This is a genomic window from Roseomonas elaeocarpi (assembly GCF_042433915.1).
GTDB classification, from domain to species: Bacteria; Pseudomonadota; Alphaproteobacteria; order Acetobacterales; family Acetobacteraceae; genus Roseomonas; species Roseomonas elaeocarpi.
In genome coordinates this window covers 1-14,033 of the sequence record NZ_JBHLUN010000006.1, presented here as the reverse complement: position 1 = coordinate 14,033, position 14,033 = coordinate 1, and the positions used below count along the sequence as shown (strand labels likewise).

Below are 14,033 nucleotides of genomic sequence, written 5' to 3'. Positions count from 1 at the left end.
CTCCAGGACGGCCGATCAGAACGAGGCACCGGGACACCCCGCCCCGGACGCTGCGGGCCGCGATGCGCAGGACGCGCCGCGCGGAGGCCGTGCCCGGCCGCCCGCCGGGCGCCGCCCGGACAGGCTCTCAGGCGGCCTCGGGTTCCGCCACCGCCACCTGCGCCTGCCGGAAGGCGGCGCGTGCGTCCGCCAGCCCGCCGTGGATGTCGTCCGCCGCCAGCGTCAGCGCCTCGGGCGACAAGGCCTGCCGCAGGTGGTGGTCGTTCCATTCCGCCGGCCGGCCGCGCTTGTTCAGCCCGTGCACCAGGGCGCGCGCGACGCGCAGCACCGTGGCGCGCTCCGCCGCCTCGGTCGCCGCGGCGTCGAGCGCCGGATCGGGCTCGGTGCCTTCCAGCAGCAGCGAGGCCAGCAGCGGAATCGCCCCGTAGCGCATGTTGACGTGCAGCTGGTGGCTCTCGGGATAGTAGCAGGCGGCGCGGTGCGCGAGGCCCGCATCCGCCACCGCCGCCTCGTCGCGCAGCAGGAACAAGGCGGGGGCGTTTTCCAGCACGATCGGACGGGCCGGCGCGGGCGGTTTCGGCGCACCGGGCGGCGCGGGCTCGGCCGGCGCCGCGGCGGTGTTGGCGGGCACCGGCGGCGGGGCGTCGGCGGTGCGCGGGCGCGGCGGGCGGCGGCGCACCACGCCCAGCGTCTGGATCAGCTCCTCCATCTCGCTCTGCACCTCGGCCGCCAGCGCGGCCCCCGGCGAGCCGCCGGCCAGGATCTCCCGCAGCCAGTCCGGCTGGTGCTGCGCCACCTGGGGCGCGAAATCGATGAGGCGCAGCTGCGCCTGCGCGCCTTCGCGGTAGCGCAGGAACTCGCGGTAGCCCTCGGCCTGCGCCGGATAGCCGGCCGGCAGTTCCACCAGCACGGAGATGTGGCGCGCCGAGACGGGGATGCCGAAGGAGGGCGCCTCACGCCGCCACTGCGCCCCGCGCGAGGGGCCGTACATCTCGTCGCGGAACACCACCGCGGCCAGGCCCTCGGCGTTCTCCGGACCCGTGACCTGGCTGCGGTTGCGGCCGGCACGGTCCGGGTCGGCGGGGTCGTAGCCGTAGTGGATCACGAGCCCCTCGGGCGTGGAAACGGCCTCGTAGCGCCCGCCCTCGAAGGATGGCAGCGCCCGCAGCCGCTCCTCCAGAGGGCGGAAGCGGTGCTCGGCTCCCGTGGGGGGCAGCGGCGGCACGCCGGGGCGCAGCACCACCTCCGCGCCCTCGGGAAAGCGGAAGTAGCGTCCGCCGATCGTGTCGAGCAGCCAGGAGGGTGCCGAGCGCGGCCGCCCGGCATAAGGATCACCCGCGGTGTCCTGCGCCGGGTCCTGGCCCAGCAGCACCACCTCGGTCCAGTCCGCGCCGGTGTCGCGCCCCTCGGCGCGCGCGGCCTCCGTGACCTCCAGGATCTCGGTGGGCGTGCCGTCGGGCCCGGGCTGCAGCACGCGGCCGTAGGTGCCGCCGCGCTTGCCCAGCATCACCTCGTGCACCACCCCGTCGCGGCAGGAGCGGTAGCGCATCCCGTGCTGGTTGGAGGGCAGCGAGGCGACCTTGGCGCCCATGCCGAAATTGGCGTCGAGGCCGGTCTGCTTGTTGATCGAGGCGGCGATGTCGCACATGCGGTAGAGCTGTTCCGCATCCAGGCCGCGCCCGCCGTTCCACAGCGTCAGCTTGCGCGCACCCTCCAGCGGCAGCACCGAGAACTCCACCCGCCGCGCACCCGCCGCGACGCCCGCCGAGGCTTCCAGGGCGTTCTGCAGCAGTTCCCGGATCATCATGGTCCTGGGGCAGCGCTCGATGGTGGCGGCCACCAGGAAGTCCTCGTCGCCCACGCGCAGTCGCGTCACGGTGCTCATGCAGTTACGTCCTTCTGCTGCGGCGCAGCATAGCAGTCCTCGCGCAGCGGCTTGGCAAGGAAAAGTAACCGGCCGGCCGGCGGAGGATTCCGGCCCTTCTCCCTGGCGCCCGGCCCCAATTCGTGCGATGGCGCATCGATCATGCTACGGATCGTTCTGCGCCCGGTCGCCGCGGTGGCCCTTATCCTGCTGGCCGGACAGCTGCTGCTGACGGGCGTGGTGAGGAGTCCCGTGGCGGGCGACACGCTGGCCTACGGCGTGCTCTTCGCCGTCGAGGACGCGGCGCTGCTGGACCAGATCCAGCGCATGGGCCCGCACCGCGAGTAGCGCCGGGGCGGTTCATCCCGCCCTCGCCGGAGACCCCGCAGCATCCCCACGGCGGGCGGATCGTTCCATCCGCCCCCACGACCTCCATGCCGTTACGCTTTCCCAGGCAACCCGTCGCAAAGGGCGGCCACGGGAACGCGGCGCGGCTCAGTGCCGGTTGCGCGTGAGGGCCGCGGCGCAGAGGAGGTCGAGCACGGTGATCCCCACCACCGCGCCCACCGCCAGCCCGACGTTGCGCCTCTCGCGTCGGCCGAAGGTCGAGGCGCGGCCCAGGATCGCGAGGTCCATGACGTCGCCGCCCACCCGCGCCCAGAGCGGCCCCGCCGCGGCGGGGCAGTACAGGATGGCGGCGCCGGTCGCGACCTCCCGGGCGCCCAGGCCGCGCATCAGCCCGCCGCGGCGCGGAAGGCCCAACTGCCGCGCCAGGCTGGAGCCGAACAACAGCTGCGTCGTGCCCAGCGCGATGCTGAACCACCCCAGAAAACGTGCCAGCCCAACAGCTCGCATCGGTCGACCTCCCGTTCCGTCGTGAACTCCGACAACGGGTGCAACGCCCGGAAACCGGCACGGTTCGCGCGGCGCCGCGTCCGGCGCGGGCCCGACGGCGCACGGCCGGCCGGGATGTCGCCCGCGGTTGAGCGCCGGCCCATCCGGCATCGGCGGGCAGCATCGGACGGGCAGCACCGGGCGCAGCGCCCCCGGGAGGAAGCGCCGGGTGAGGCAGAGCCCATAGACAGCGCCCAGAGACAGCGCCGTAGGGCAGCGTCAGCAGGGCCGGGTCGGCCGGGCGCCGTTCAGCCCGGGGCGGCCTCAGGCGGCGAAGCCGGGCTCCTCGCGCGCCAGGATGCGCTTGGCGCTTTCCAGGTGCAGCCGCGCGCTCTCGGCCCGGCCGGAGGCTTCCTGCGCCGCAACCAGGCGGGCGATCTCCTCCGGCACGATCTTGAGCGGCCGGCCGGAGCCCATCGCCAGCAGCTGCGCCTGCGCCGCGCGCTCGAGGTAGTAAAGATCGTCCCAGGCCTCGGCCACGTTATCGCCCAGCACCATGACGCCGTGGTTGCGCAGGAACACGATGTCGGCCTCGCCCAGGGTCGCGGCGATCCGGTCGCCCTCGCGCGCGTCGAGGGCGAGGCCGTTGTAGTTCTCGTCCACCGCGACGCGGCCGAAGAAGCGCAGCGCCGTTTGCCCGGACCAGAGCAGCGGCGGCCCGTCCGTCATCGCCAGCGCCGTGGCATAGGGCATGTGGGTGTGAAAGGCGGCGCGGGCGCGCGGCACGGCGTGGTGCAGCCGGGCGTGGATGTGAAAGGCGGTGGCCTCGGGCTGGCCGTCGCCTTCCAGGACGTTGCCACCGAAGTCGCACAACAGCAGCGAGGAGGCGGTGACCTCGGCAAAGGCCATGCCGTAGGGGTTCACCAGGAACAGGTCCGGCCGCCCCGGCACCACGGCGGAAAAGTGGTTGCAGATCCCCTCCTGCAGCCCGTTGCGCGCGGCCATGCGGAAGCAGGCGGCGAGGTCGATGCGCAGCTGCCGCAGCACCGCGGCCTCGGGCGGGTCGTTGCGGCGCGGGGCCGTCGCGTGGGTGGCGGTGGGGGAGATCGGATGGGCCAAGGCGCGCTCCTGCACAGGCGGGTGCCGGAAACACTGCCCGCCGGCGGCCGGCTTGCCAACGCGCGGCGTGGCGGGAGCGCCGGAGCCCGGTGGGACAGCGGGGCACGGGGCACGGGGCACGGGGCACGGGGGCGTCCCGCCAGGAACCCGCGCTTATCAAGGCGGACCCGTCATGCCATATCCGGCACCGCTGGCACGTCTCGTCTGCCACCCCGGCAGGAGACCAGGCCGCCATGACCGAACAGGACAACAAGCCGATCTGGACCGAGGAAGAGCGGCTGGCCGCGCTGCACCGGACCGGGCTCCTGGACACCCCGCCCGAAGAGGTCTTCGACGACCTCGTTCGGCTGGCGGCCGACCTCGCCGGCGTTCCCATGGCGGCCGTGCACCTGGTGGCCGAAACGCGCCAGTGGGGCAAGGCGGAGATCGGCCTCGGCCTGCGTGAGCTGCCGCGCGACATCGCCTTCTGCCCGGTGGCCATGCAGGACCCGGACGGGCTGGAAGTGCCCGACGCCGCCCTCGACCCGCGCTTCGCGGACAACCCGCTCGTCACCGGCGCGCCCGGCATCCGCTTCTACGCCGGCATGCCGATCCTGGCCGAGGGGCTGCCGGTGGGCGCACTGTGCGTCATCGATACCCAGCCCCGCGAGACCGGCCTGACCGAGCGGCAGCGCTTCGCCCTCAAGGCCCTGGCCACGCAGGTGAGCCGAGAAATCGCGCTGCGGCGGGCCCTGGCCGAACGGGACCGCAGCGACGCGCTCCAGCGGCAGACCCTGGACAGCGCGACGGACTTCGCCATCGTCAGCAGCGACCTCGCGGGGCGCGTCACCGGCTGGAACACCGGGGCCATCAACATCCTCGGCTGGAGCGAGGCGGAGATGCTCGGCCAGACCACGGAGCGCATCTTCACCGCCGAGGACCGCGCCGCGGGCGTGCCGGAGCAGGAGATCCTCAAGACCCTGCGCGACGGCCGGGCCAGCGACGAGCGCTGGCACCGGCGCCGGGACGGCGCCCAATTCTGGGCCAGCGGCGAGATGATGCTGCTGCGCGACAAGCAGGGCCAGCACGTCGGCTTCCTCAAGGTGCTGCGCGACCGCACCGAGCAGCACCTGGCGGGCGAGGCGCTGGAGGTGCTCAACGAACGCCTCCGCCAGGCGCAGCGGGCGACGCGCGACGCGATCTGGGACTGGGACCTGCGCACCGGCACCGTGCTGTGGAACGAGGCGCTGGAGGCGTCCTACGGCTGGCCCGCGGCGCAGGTGGAGCCGACGGAGAGCTGGTGGGTCGCGCGCCTCCATCCCGACGACCGGGCGCGCATCCAGCGCAGCATCCACGCCGTGATCAACGGCGAGGAGATGGACTGGACCGGGGAATACCGCTTCGAGCGGGCCGACGGCAGCTACGCCGAGGTGCTGGACCGCGGCGCGGTGATCCGCGACCGCGAAGGGCAGCCGCTGCGCATGCTCGGCGCCATGTTCGACCAGACCGAGCGCCGGCAGGCCGACACGGCGCTGCGCGAAAGCGAGGCGCGCTTCCGCACCCTGTTCAACTCGATGGACGAGGGGTTCTGCGTCATCGAGTTCATCGACGGACCGCACGGCCCTTTGAGCGACTACGTCCATATCGAGGCCAATCCCGGCTACGAGCGGCACACCGGCATCCCCGACGTCGTCGGCCGGACGCTGCGCGACATCGCGCCCGACGAGGCGGAAGGCTGGCTCGAGCTCTACGGCGGCGTGCTGCGCAGCGGCCAGCCGATCCGCTTCGAGCGCGAGTTCGTCGCGGTGGGACGCCACATCGAGGTTTCGGCCGTGCGCGTCGAACCGCCGGGCCGCAAGCAGGTGTCGGTGCTGTTTCGCGACGTCACGGCGCGCAGGCGGGCGGAAACCGCGCTGCGCGAGAGCGAGGCGCTGGCCTGGGAAAACATCCAGCGCGTGCAGCTGGCGCTCGCCGCCGGCGCGATCGTGGGCACCTGGTTCTGGGACCTGCCCACCGACCGCTTCACGGTGGACGAGGCCTTCGCGCAAACCTTCGGGCTCGATCCCGCGCTCGGGCGCAGCGGCCTCAGCCTCGCGCAGGTGGTCGCCACCGTCCATCCCGACGACAAGCCGGCGCTGTCCGCCGCGATGGGCGAGGCGATCGCCCGCGGCGGCGCCTATGCCCACCAGTACCGCGTGCGGCGCGCCGACGGGACCTATGGCTGGATCGAGGCGAACGGCCGCGTCGACCACGCACCCGACGGCACGCCGCTGAGCTTTCCGGGCGTGCTGATCGACGTGGAGGAACGGCGCGCGGTGGAAGCCGAGCGCGACCGGGTCGCGGCCGAGCTGCGCGCCCTGAACGAGACGCTGGAACAGCGCATCGCCGAACGCACGGCCGAGCTGCTGCGCGCCGAGGACGCGCTGCGGCAGTCCCAGAAGATGGAGGCCGTGGGCCAGCTCACCGGCGGCATCGCGCACGACTTCAACAACCTGCTGACGGGCATCATCGGGGCGCTGGACCTGCTGGGCACGCGGGTGACGCAGGGCCGCCTCCAGGACGTGGACCGCTACGTCAACGCGGCGCAGGGCGCGGCCAGGCGGGCGGCCGCCCTGACGCACCGGCTGCTCGCCTTCTCGCGCCGGCAGACGCTCGACCCCAAGCCCACCGACGTGAACCGGCTGGCGGCGGGCATGGAGGACATGGTGCGCCGCACGGTGGGGCCCGCCATCGCCATGGAGGTCGCCGGCGCGGAAGCGCTGTGGCCGATCCTGGTGGATCCGTCGCAGCTGGAAAACGCGCTGCTCAACCTGTGCATCAACGCGCGCGACGCCATGCCCGAGGGTGGGCGGCTGCGGATCGAGACCGCCAATCGCTGGCTGGACGAGCGCAGCGCGCGGGAGATGGACCTTCCGGCCGGGCAGTACGTGTCGCTCTGCGTGTCCGACACCGGCACCGGCATGACGCCCGACGTGATCGCCAAGGCCTTCGATCCCTTCTTCACCACCAAGCCGCTGGGCCAGGGCACGGGATTGGGCCTGAGCATGATCTACGGCTTCGCGCGGCAGTCGGGCGGGCAGGTCCGCATCCTTTCCGAGGTGGGGCTGGGCAGCAGCGTGTCGCTCTACCTGCCGCGGCACCTGGGCGAGGCCGACATGGCCGAGGCCGTGCCGGAACCGGCCGAGGCGCGGCGCGCCGGCCGGGGCGAAACCGTGCTGGTGGTGGACGACGAGCCCACCGTGCGGATGCTGGTGATCGAGGTGCTGGAGGAACTGGGCTACGCCGCGATCGAGGCGGGCGACGGCGCCGCCGGTCTCAAGGTGCTGGAATCCGACGTCCGGATCGACCTGCTGGTGACCGATGTCGGCCTGCCGGGCGGCATGAACGGGCGGCAGATGGCGGATGCGGCGCGGGTCAGGCGCCCCGGGCTGAAGATCCTGTTCATCACCGGCTACGCCGAGAACGCGGTGGTCGGGAACGGCCACCTGGAGCCGGGCATGCACGTGATGACCAAGCCCTTCGCCATGGAAGCGCTCGCCAACCGCATCCGGGAGCTGATCGCGGCGGACTGACCGGCTCCCCCGGCCTGGGCGGGGATGTCGTACCGATCCGGCACGCGGTTCAGCGTAACCACGGGCTTCCTGGTCGGTGTCGCTCCTGGTCAGGTCGATCCCGGAGGCATTCCCAAGGCGGTCGGCACCTTCCGCTGACCACCGGAGCGGACCGGCAACACCTTTGACGCCCCCGGCGTTAGGGCTTCGCTGGTGCGCGACAGCGGACATGCCCCGGAAAGCCGGAGCTGGGATCTTCCGGAGCTCCTGCGGGGACGAAGCGAAGGAGCGGGACGTCATGGCACAGGGTCAGGGCAACAAGGACGGCTGACCCGAAGGTGGCCGGAAATGGCGGATTTCCGCCATTTCTTGCGCGCTGAATTGCGCCCGTACCCGGCTTTATACCCGGAAAATCAGATGCTTGGCGGTGGGCATCCTCTGCGTTCCCATGATGCAGCGAGGCGCCCGGCCACGCTATAAGGGTGCGTCAGCGGCTCTGCCTCGGCATCCGCCTCAAGTCCCCGAAAGGAGCGGCGGACTGATCACCCGCTCAAATTGCCCGCCCGCTAGCGGCAGCCGCCCGGTACTTACCCTACCGGGCGGTTTTGCGTTCAGGGCTTCTTTCCTGTTACCAACGCGACTGTCACAAGTACGATCGTGCTGCCGCCCAGTATCGAAGCGACAGCGTCATGGCCGTACAGCGCGAGGGCGACCGACGCGCCAAGAGTGGCGAAAGCATATCCCGCACCGAGAAGGCGGCCGATCAGCTGCTCGTTGAACTGGTAACGGGGCGCCTCAAGGATGGCCCTTCGCTCCGCCGCAGCATTCTCCTCAGCCATGCGCATGATCCGCTCAGGGAAGTCGGCCTGAACCTGCCCGTAGCCCGCCAGCTCCGTGTAGTGCGGGATCGGCCCCTCGTGGAGCTCAGTGGTGTGAAGGGTGATGTGGGGCTGGGGCAGCCCGGCGGACGGCGCCTGCGTGCTGACCCGTGGTGGTGGCGCGTACTCGCCTGGCGCGGCTTCAACCGCGGCGCGGGTCGCTTTGCCGCTGCGCGACCTCTTCATGGGCGCGCCCCAGAGCGAGCCGCAGAGAGCCGCCGACGCGTGACCAAGCCGCCTCGCTGATCGCGCCGGGTGCGGGCACCGGGTAGGCTCCAGCCGGACCACCGAAGGCCATCAGCGTACCCGCCATAGAGAGGATATGCACAGCCCGATCTCTCAGGCGCGGAAGCGTCCGATTTTCGCTGGGTTTGCGCATGTGCGAATTGATGGTGCGGTTGCCCTTGGCGGTCAAGGCAAAGCATGGCGAAAGGGGATCGCGTCCCCGTCATGCCTCCGGCGGCTCCGTCGCCGCGTTGAACCGCTTCACCGCCTCATCGACCATCTCAGCGTCCCAGCGCATCAGTTGGTCCACCATCGCTTCCGGGCCGCTCGCAACCAGTCCTCGGATCACCGTGTCCGCGCCGGCCATCCAGGCCATCCGCAGCCAGGTCAGGTTGTTCTCATCCAGATCGTGGCCGGCGTAAGTGGTCGCGGCGTAGGCCTGCCACTGCTCTTCCAGGGTCGGTTCGGTTGTCACTAAGGCCTCGGGCGGGTGGCGCTCTGGTCAGCATGCCACCCACTCCGCCGGTCAGGAAGCCAGCCGCACCGCGTCCTGTGCGGCCGTCCACTTCGCTCCTAAGCCTTCGGGTGCGGCTTCCCCGGGCGCCAGTTGCGCTGGTAGTACGCCCAGCCCTGGTCCCGGTCGGTCGGCAGCGCGCTGGCTGGCCCTTATCAAATCGGCGTAGACGTCCAAGGAGAATTACGCGCAACGTGGAATAGCGCCAAGTCGCAGCGGGGACACAGTGGAAGCAAGGTCCAGCCCGCTGGTGCTGAAGCTGGCGCATGGTGCCGTGCTCACGCCCGAAGACCGCAGCATACTAGAAGACTTGGCTCGTGAAACCCGCCCGGTCGGCGCACGCCGGGAGCTGGTCGCGGAGGGTGAGCGCCCCGACTACGTCCACTTGGTGGTGGAGGGCTTCGCCTGCCGCTACAAGATGTTGCCCGATGGGGGGCGGCAGATCATGGCGCTGTTGCTGCCCGGCGACTTCTGCGATCTGCATGTGGCGATCCTGCACAAGATGGACCACAGCGTCGGCACTCTCACCAAGTGCAGGGTTGCCCGGCTCAGTCGGGCCACGATTACGAACCTGGTCTCTGTCAGCCCGACCGTCACGCGTGCCCTGTGGTGGGCCACGCTGGTGGATGAGGCGGTGCTGCGTGCGTGGATCGTAAGCATGGGCCGACGGCCGGCCGACAAGCATCTCGCGCACCTGCTTTGCGAACTGCTGCTGCGCCTGCAAGCGGTGGAACTAGCCACCACCGATAGCTGCGACCTCCCGCTGACGCAGCAGGATCTGGCTGACATCCTCGGGCTCACCCCGGTGCATGTGAACCGCATGCTGCAGCAGCTACGGGCCGAGGGGCTGGTAACGATGGTCAACAGGCGCCTGATCATTCGCGACTTCCAGCGACTGCGCGACTTCGCCGGGTTCAATCCCAAGTACCTCCATATGGAGCCGAACTAGGGAGCGAGAGGCTGCGAGTGCGTTGAGGGATACCGGCCTACTCTGTCTTCCAGGTCTCGAAGCGCGGTCCCAGAGCCTGCCATGCAACCTAACCTGTGAGGGCGCACCGGTCGGGCAGATCTGCCATGAGAGTGCATGCCACTTTATTATTTCGATACTATCGCAGGTTCAGGCCTAATCCGAGACGCCATCGGCATGGACTACCCTGACGATGGTACCGCCCGGCGCGAAGCCATCGCTGCCCTGCCGAACATAGCCGCGGACGAGTTGCCCGACGGGGATCTCCGCATCTTCAGCGTCATCGTGAGGAACGATAAGGAACGGGCGATCTTCATCGCCGACCTGACCCTCACCGGCAGATGGCTCCGGTAGATCTACCCGGTCACCTTCACCGCCTCCTGCACCACCGGTCACTTCGCCTCCCAGGTCTCCGGGTGCAGCTTTCCCGGGTGCCAGCAACGCAGGATCAGGCCCAGTCCTGGCCCTTAGAGGCGGAATGGCGGGCTCATGTAACTGCATCCATCCCGCACTTTGTGCGATTGACGGAACATTCCCGCGAGCACAACCTGCGGTGATCCAACTATTACTCTGGACGAGCATGGCTGGGCTAGAACTCTGGACGACACGTGACCTTCTTCCAGGGGGCGTGACGCTGATATTGTTCAATGAAGGCGGTCGGGTTCTGGCCGAGATCATCGGGCCAGATGGCTATGAGGACGCGGTCAGGGTAATGCCGGAGGCAATCCTGCAGGCGCTCAAGCGCACCATCGACCGGGACGACATTGCGATCCTCGACGACGAAGGATTGTGGCAGGAGAAGTGGGGAACGCTGCGCGGTAGCAGGCAGACGCCTGAGCCGAGATCACCGAGGTCGCGCCAGCCAATCTAGTGTCAGCCCCAGCCTAGTTTCCACGACGCCAAGTGAAGTCGCCGGCGCGCACAACCTCGCCTCGCGTTTCGGCGGCTGCGAGCGCACGCAGCAACACGCTCTTACGCAATCCTGTCTGCTCGGCGAGTTCAGACAAGCTGAGTGGCAGATCATGCCCCTGAAACTGGATCAGGAGCAGAATACGCACGTGCTCGGCTTCTACCCTCGCGGAGTAGTGCCCCCTTGAGTTTTCTTCATCTCTCACGGCGAGGGCCTTACATCCTGAACGGGCGGTCTAGGACGTTACTGCACTCAGTTACGCTGCACTGCACACAGAAATCAGCACACACGAGGGTGAGTACCGTACGACCGTGTCTGTGGCACCACGCCTAAACGTTAACAACGCGGTTCGCGATCCAGCCGTACACAAAGTCCTCTTGGCTCACGTCGCCCTCCGCCAGACCGATGTAGAACTCGCACTGCAAGCCGATTAGCGCTTCCAGCAGCACCCTCCGACCCTGCGCGCCGCGGCGCTGGATGAATGAGTTCATCGCCGCCCGTGTCATGGCGCCGCACACGCCGTCGACCTTCAGGTCGGCCCAGAGGCTGCCCCGCCCATTCATGACGTTGAGGATGCGCTGCAGGAACTGCCCTGCCCTGCCCGTCCCCATATTGATGCCGATCTCCAGCATCTTCTCGCCCACGCCCGGATCGATGGCGTCGATCTGGTCGAACATCGGCTGGCGCCAGTAGTAGAGGCCGTAGATGTCGAGGGCTGTGGCGCGCGGCATGGTGGCCATCGGGCCAGTGTAGCCCGCCGCCCGGGCGCGAGCGGCGGTGATGCCCCAGATGGTCTCTCCGCCGCGATCGGCCGGGTTGTTGCTGTAGCCGCCCTCCTTGGCGACCTGCGGCTCGATCAGAGCCAGGAAACGCGCGTCCATGGCTCAGGCCCCCGCACCGATGGCGGAGACCGGGATGCCGGCTGGCTTCAGCAGTCCCGTCAACTTCGACAGCGCCGCCGCGGCGGCCGCGAGATCCGGCACCGTGCCACCGGAGGCCGCGGCAGCCTGCGCCGCAGCAGCCACCTGCGCCGGCAGCACCTCGGCCGCCTTGCCCAGGATGATCTGCTCAACGCCCGAGGCGTTGCCGCCAATCTTCGCCAGCGTCTCCTTGACGTTGGCCGCCATGGTGGCGACCAGTGCATCCTTGGCCGCCTGGATCGCCGCCGAGGCAGCGGGATCGGACATGATAACGGTGGCGAGCTGTGCGCCGGCACGGCCGCCGATCTCCGCCAGGCGCTGCAGGGCTGTGGCCTTGGCCGTTTCGTCGTTTGCGGTGGCCTTGGTCCAGGCCCATTTGATCAGGGCCACGGCCGCGGCCGGAATGGAGAGAGCAAGCGAGGTGACGAGCGCCACCAGCGCTGGCTGAAGCACTGGCAGCGCCAGCGCCCAGAGCGTGGACATGAGGTCTCCTTCACCGCGGCAGAGCGCGGCGTTCGGTTCCAGGGATGAGGGTTTGCCGGGGAGCCGCCCGGCGGCGGTTCGAAGCGACCGATCAAACGCGGTCTTAACCTTGGTTGTTCACACGCATTCGTGAGCAATGTAGAAAGGCGCTATGAGCCAACCATCGAGGGGAGACGCAAGCAGCTTGGAGTTGCTGCTCCGATGCGCGAACGAAACCTTTGTTCTGGAGCATGCAGCGGCGATGGCCACCAAGCGCATTCCGCTGCGAGGCGGTGACGAGTACGACGCGCTGACGAAGGCAAAGCGCGTTCACATCTGGCGTGCTGGGGACCGGGCGAAGATCAAGCGCCGGTACTGGAAACGCTTCCGGCGGCAGCCCCTCGGAGACTGACCTGCGGCGGGTTATTCGACCGGAGGCAGGAACGGCTCTTCCATTCCAGGCTACCCGCCGGCGACCACACACCTTCTGGTTGTGCGGAGGCGAGAAACCTGCCTACGCTGGATCAGTCGCGGCGGCAGGCAGGCTCACTCTGCGCAGGGGGAGATGGTCGCCGGTCGGAAGGGCAGCAACTTGTCCGACGTTCAGCCTCGCTGCCTGAGCCCGCGACCACTCACCTCACGTTAACTTATGTAACATCTCAACCGTCAGTTGATGGTGCTTCAGAGCGGCTGGTGATCGCATCCCCCCTCTCTGGAGGGTTGTGCATGCAAGGTTGGCAGTCGCTTGATGAGGCACCATTCGAAACCAAGGTGTGGATCCTCGACCGCAAACTCGGTGTTACGATCGGCATCCGAACCTCGGACGTCAGTGCGCCATGGGTCTTCGCTAATCCTAATTGCGGCCAAGCCGAGCCGATGGGCTGGACGCCGCTCAATGCAGAACGGGAACCGGAGAACATCACTCGGCTGGTGGCGGGATCGGCTCCTCCATAGCCGACAGAGTGTTAGGCAGCCGGCTACTCGCCGGCCCCGGCCTTCCGCGGCTCGACGTCACGCAGCGGTGGCACCGGCGGCGGCGGCACCGGGTCGGCGCTTTCGTCCAGCGCCTGGCGCAGCCTTTCCTGGGTCACAGCACCAGCCAGGAAGCCCTTCACCATGGCACGCAGGGCGATCAGCGCGCTGACCACGTTGAGGTGTGCGTGCCGCCGCTCGTGCGCCAGCGTCTCCATGCCGCGCGCCAGGTCCCAGCCGAGGTCGCGGTCCTCCTCGCACTCGTCCAGGCGCTTCTCGGCTTCCCGGGCACGGGTGGCGGCGCGGTCCCCTTCGGTCCTCAGGTTCTCCACCAGGCGCTGCCGCTCGGCGTTGAGTGCCTGATCATCGGCACGGTCGTCGCCGCGATTGTCGGAGCGGCCCTTCATGCGCCGGTCCCAGACACCGAACAGCAGGCCGCCGAGGCCAACGACACCACCGCCAGCCAGCCCCTGCAGGGCCAGCGTCACCAGGCGTTCCCAGTCCATGTCACCAGTCGCGGGCATGCCGCGCCACCACGAAGAAGTTGGGAACAGCCCAGCCGCAGGCGAGCCCGAGGAGGGGCGCCCACGGGTAGATCGGGAACACCATGCGCACGATGAAGCCAATCCAGAGCAGCTGGCCGAAGGCCGAGGCGGCGCGCAGGAAGCGGATGTTCAGGATCAGCCCCGCCAGCTGCACGATGCCGCCGGCGGCGCTGACGGCCAGCCACCACCAGCCCGGCAGCAGGTCGGTCAGCAGGTCGAGGCTGCGGATCTCCTCCGGCGTCTTCCCGCCCATCAGGATGAAGAAGCAGTAGAGCAGCACCGCCACGGCCGAG

General features: G+C 69.6%; 17 protein-coding genes. 7 read left to right on the top strand and 10 right to left on the bottom strand.

All coding sequences use genetic code 11. The features are described from left to right. Nucleotides 1-127 precede the first annotated feature (127 nt). Nucleotides 128-1,885, bottom strand: a complete 1,758-nt coding sequence (locus ACFFGY_RS08570; RefSeq protein ID WP_377044057.1) for an ATP-binding protein — start codon at nt 1,883-1,885, stop codon at nt 128-130. 141 nt (nt 1,886-2,026) lie between these two features. Here ACFFGY_RS08570 and ACFFGY_RS08565 point away from each other — a divergent pair, with 141 nt between their 5' ends. Beyond that, nucleotides 2,027-2,212 (top strand): hypothetical protein, encoded by a 186-nt coding sequence (locus ACFFGY_RS08565; protein WP_377044056.1) that lies wholly within the window; start codon nt 2,027-2,029, stop codon nt 2,210-2,212. A gap of 147 nt (nt 2,213-2,359) precedes the next feature. On the opposite strand, the gene ACFFGY_RS08560 is transcribed toward ACFFGY_RS08565, so the two are convergent. Beyond that, the gene (locus ACFFGY_RS08560; RefSeq protein WP_377044055.1) at nt 2,360-2,719 is read right to left on the bottom strand and encodes a hypothetical protein; all 360 of its coding nucleotides are present in this window, start codon (nt 2,717-2,719) and stop codon (nt 2,360-2,362) included. Between the two features lie 303 nt (nt 2,720-3,022). Then, the gene (locus tag ACFFGY_RS08555) at nt 3,023-3,817 is read right to left on the bottom strand and encodes an aldolase (protein WP_377044054.1); all 795 of its coding nucleotides are present in this window, start codon (nt 3,815-3,817) and stop codon (nt 3,023-3,025) included. 233 nt (nt 3,818-4,050) lie between these two features. Between ACFFGY_RS08555 and ACFFGY_RS08550 the strand changes: the two genes are divergently transcribed. Then, on the top strand, nt 4,051-7,368 hold the full coding sequence (locus ACFFGY_RS08550) for a PAS domain S-box protein (protein WP_377044053.1): 3,318 nt from the start codon (nt 4,051-4,053) through the stop codon (nt 7,366-7,368). Nucleotides 7,369-7,958: 590 nt separating this feature from the next. On the opposite strand, the gene ACFFGY_RS08545 is transcribed toward ACFFGY_RS08550, so the two are convergent. Further along, nucleotides 7,959-8,411, bottom strand: a complete 453-nt coding sequence (locus ACFFGY_RS08545; RefSeq protein WP_377044052.1) for a hypothetical protein — start codon at nt 8,409-8,411, stop codon at nt 7,959-7,961. Nucleotides 8,412-8,673: 262 nt separating this feature from the next. Then, on the bottom strand, nt 8,674-8,925 hold the full coding sequence (locus ACFFGY_RS08540) for a hypothetical protein (RefSeq protein ID WP_377044051.1): 252 nt from the start codon (nt 8,923-8,925) through the stop codon (nt 8,674-8,676). Nucleotides 8,926-9,214: 289 nt separating this feature from the next. Between ACFFGY_RS08540 and ACFFGY_RS08535 the strand changes: the two genes are divergently transcribed. From ACFFGY_RS08535 to ACFFGY_RS08525, 3 genes are all read left to right on the top strand, one after another. Then, on the top strand, nt 9,215-9,913 hold the full coding sequence (locus ACFFGY_RS08535; RefSeq protein ID WP_377044050.1) for a Crp/Fnr family transcriptional regulator: 699 nt from the start codon (nt 9,215-9,217) through the stop codon (nt 9,911-9,913). A gap of 135 nt (nt 9,914-10,048) precedes the next feature. Then, entirely contained in the window at nt 10,049-10,285 is a 237-nt protein-coding gene (locus ACFFGY_RS08530; RefSeq protein WP_377044049.1) for a DUF6894 family protein, read from the top strand. Nucleotides 10,286-10,559: 274 nt separating this feature from the next. Continuing rightward, nucleotides 10,560-10,802: a hypothetical protein gene (locus ACFFGY_RS08525; RefSeq protein ID WP_377044048.1), complete on the top strand. Its 243-nt coding sequence runs from the start codon at nt 10,560-10,562 to the stop codon at nt 10,800-10,802. Nucleotides 10,803-10,815: 13 nt separating this feature from the next. Here ACFFGY_RS08525 and ACFFGY_RS08520 read toward each other — a convergent pair whose 3' ends face one another. From ACFFGY_RS08520 to ACFFGY_RS08510, 3 genes are all read right to left on the bottom strand, one after another. After that, nucleotides 10,816-10,989, bottom strand: coding sequence for a helix-turn-helix domain-containing protein (locus ACFFGY_RS08520; RefSeq protein ID WP_377044047.1), 174 nt, complete (start codon nt 10,987-10,989; stop codon nt 10,816-10,818). A gap of 181 nt (nt 10,990-11,170) precedes the next feature. Then, complete coding sequence (locus ACFFGY_RS08515) at nt 11,171-11,722, bottom strand: glycoside hydrolase family 108 protein (protein ID WP_377044046.1); 552 nt, start codon at nt 11,720-11,722, stop codon at nt 11,171-11,173. Between the two features lie 3 nt (nt 11,723-11,725). Next, nucleotides 11,726-12,244, bottom strand: coding sequence for a hypothetical protein (locus tag ACFFGY_RS08510; RefSeq protein WP_377044045.1), 519 nt, complete (start codon nt 12,242-12,244; stop codon nt 11,726-11,728). Between the two features lie 184 nt (nt 12,245-12,428). Between ACFFGY_RS08510 and ACFFGY_RS08505 the strand changes: the two genes are divergently transcribed. Both ACFFGY_RS08505 and ACFFGY_RS08500 read left to right on the top strand, forming a co-directional pair. Continuing rightward, nucleotides 12,429-12,635, top strand: a complete 207-nt coding sequence (locus tag ACFFGY_RS08505) for a hypothetical protein (RefSeq protein WP_377044044.1) — start codon at nt 12,429-12,431, stop codon at nt 12,633-12,635. A 314-nt stretch (nt 12,636-12,949) separates the two neighbouring features. Beyond that, entirely contained in the window at nt 12,950-13,177 is a 228-nt protein-coding gene (locus ACFFGY_RS08500) for a hypothetical protein (RefSeq protein WP_377044043.1), read from the top strand. Between the two features lie 23 nt (nt 13,178-13,200). On the opposite strand, the gene ACFFGY_RS08495 is transcribed toward ACFFGY_RS08500, so the two are convergent. Both ACFFGY_RS08495 and ACFFGY_RS08490 read right to left on the bottom strand, forming a co-directional pair. Further along, nucleotides 13,201-13,719, bottom strand: coding sequence for a hypothetical protein (locus ACFFGY_RS08495; protein ID WP_377044042.1), 519 nt, complete (start codon nt 13,717-13,719; stop codon nt 13,201-13,203). Continuing rightward, on the bottom strand, nt 13,703-14,033 hold a 331-nt coding region (locus ACFFGY_RS08490), incomplete at its 5' end, for a hypothetical protein (RefSeq protein ID WP_377044041.1). The genes ACFFGY_RS08495 and ACFFGY_RS08490, both read right to left, overlap by 17 nt.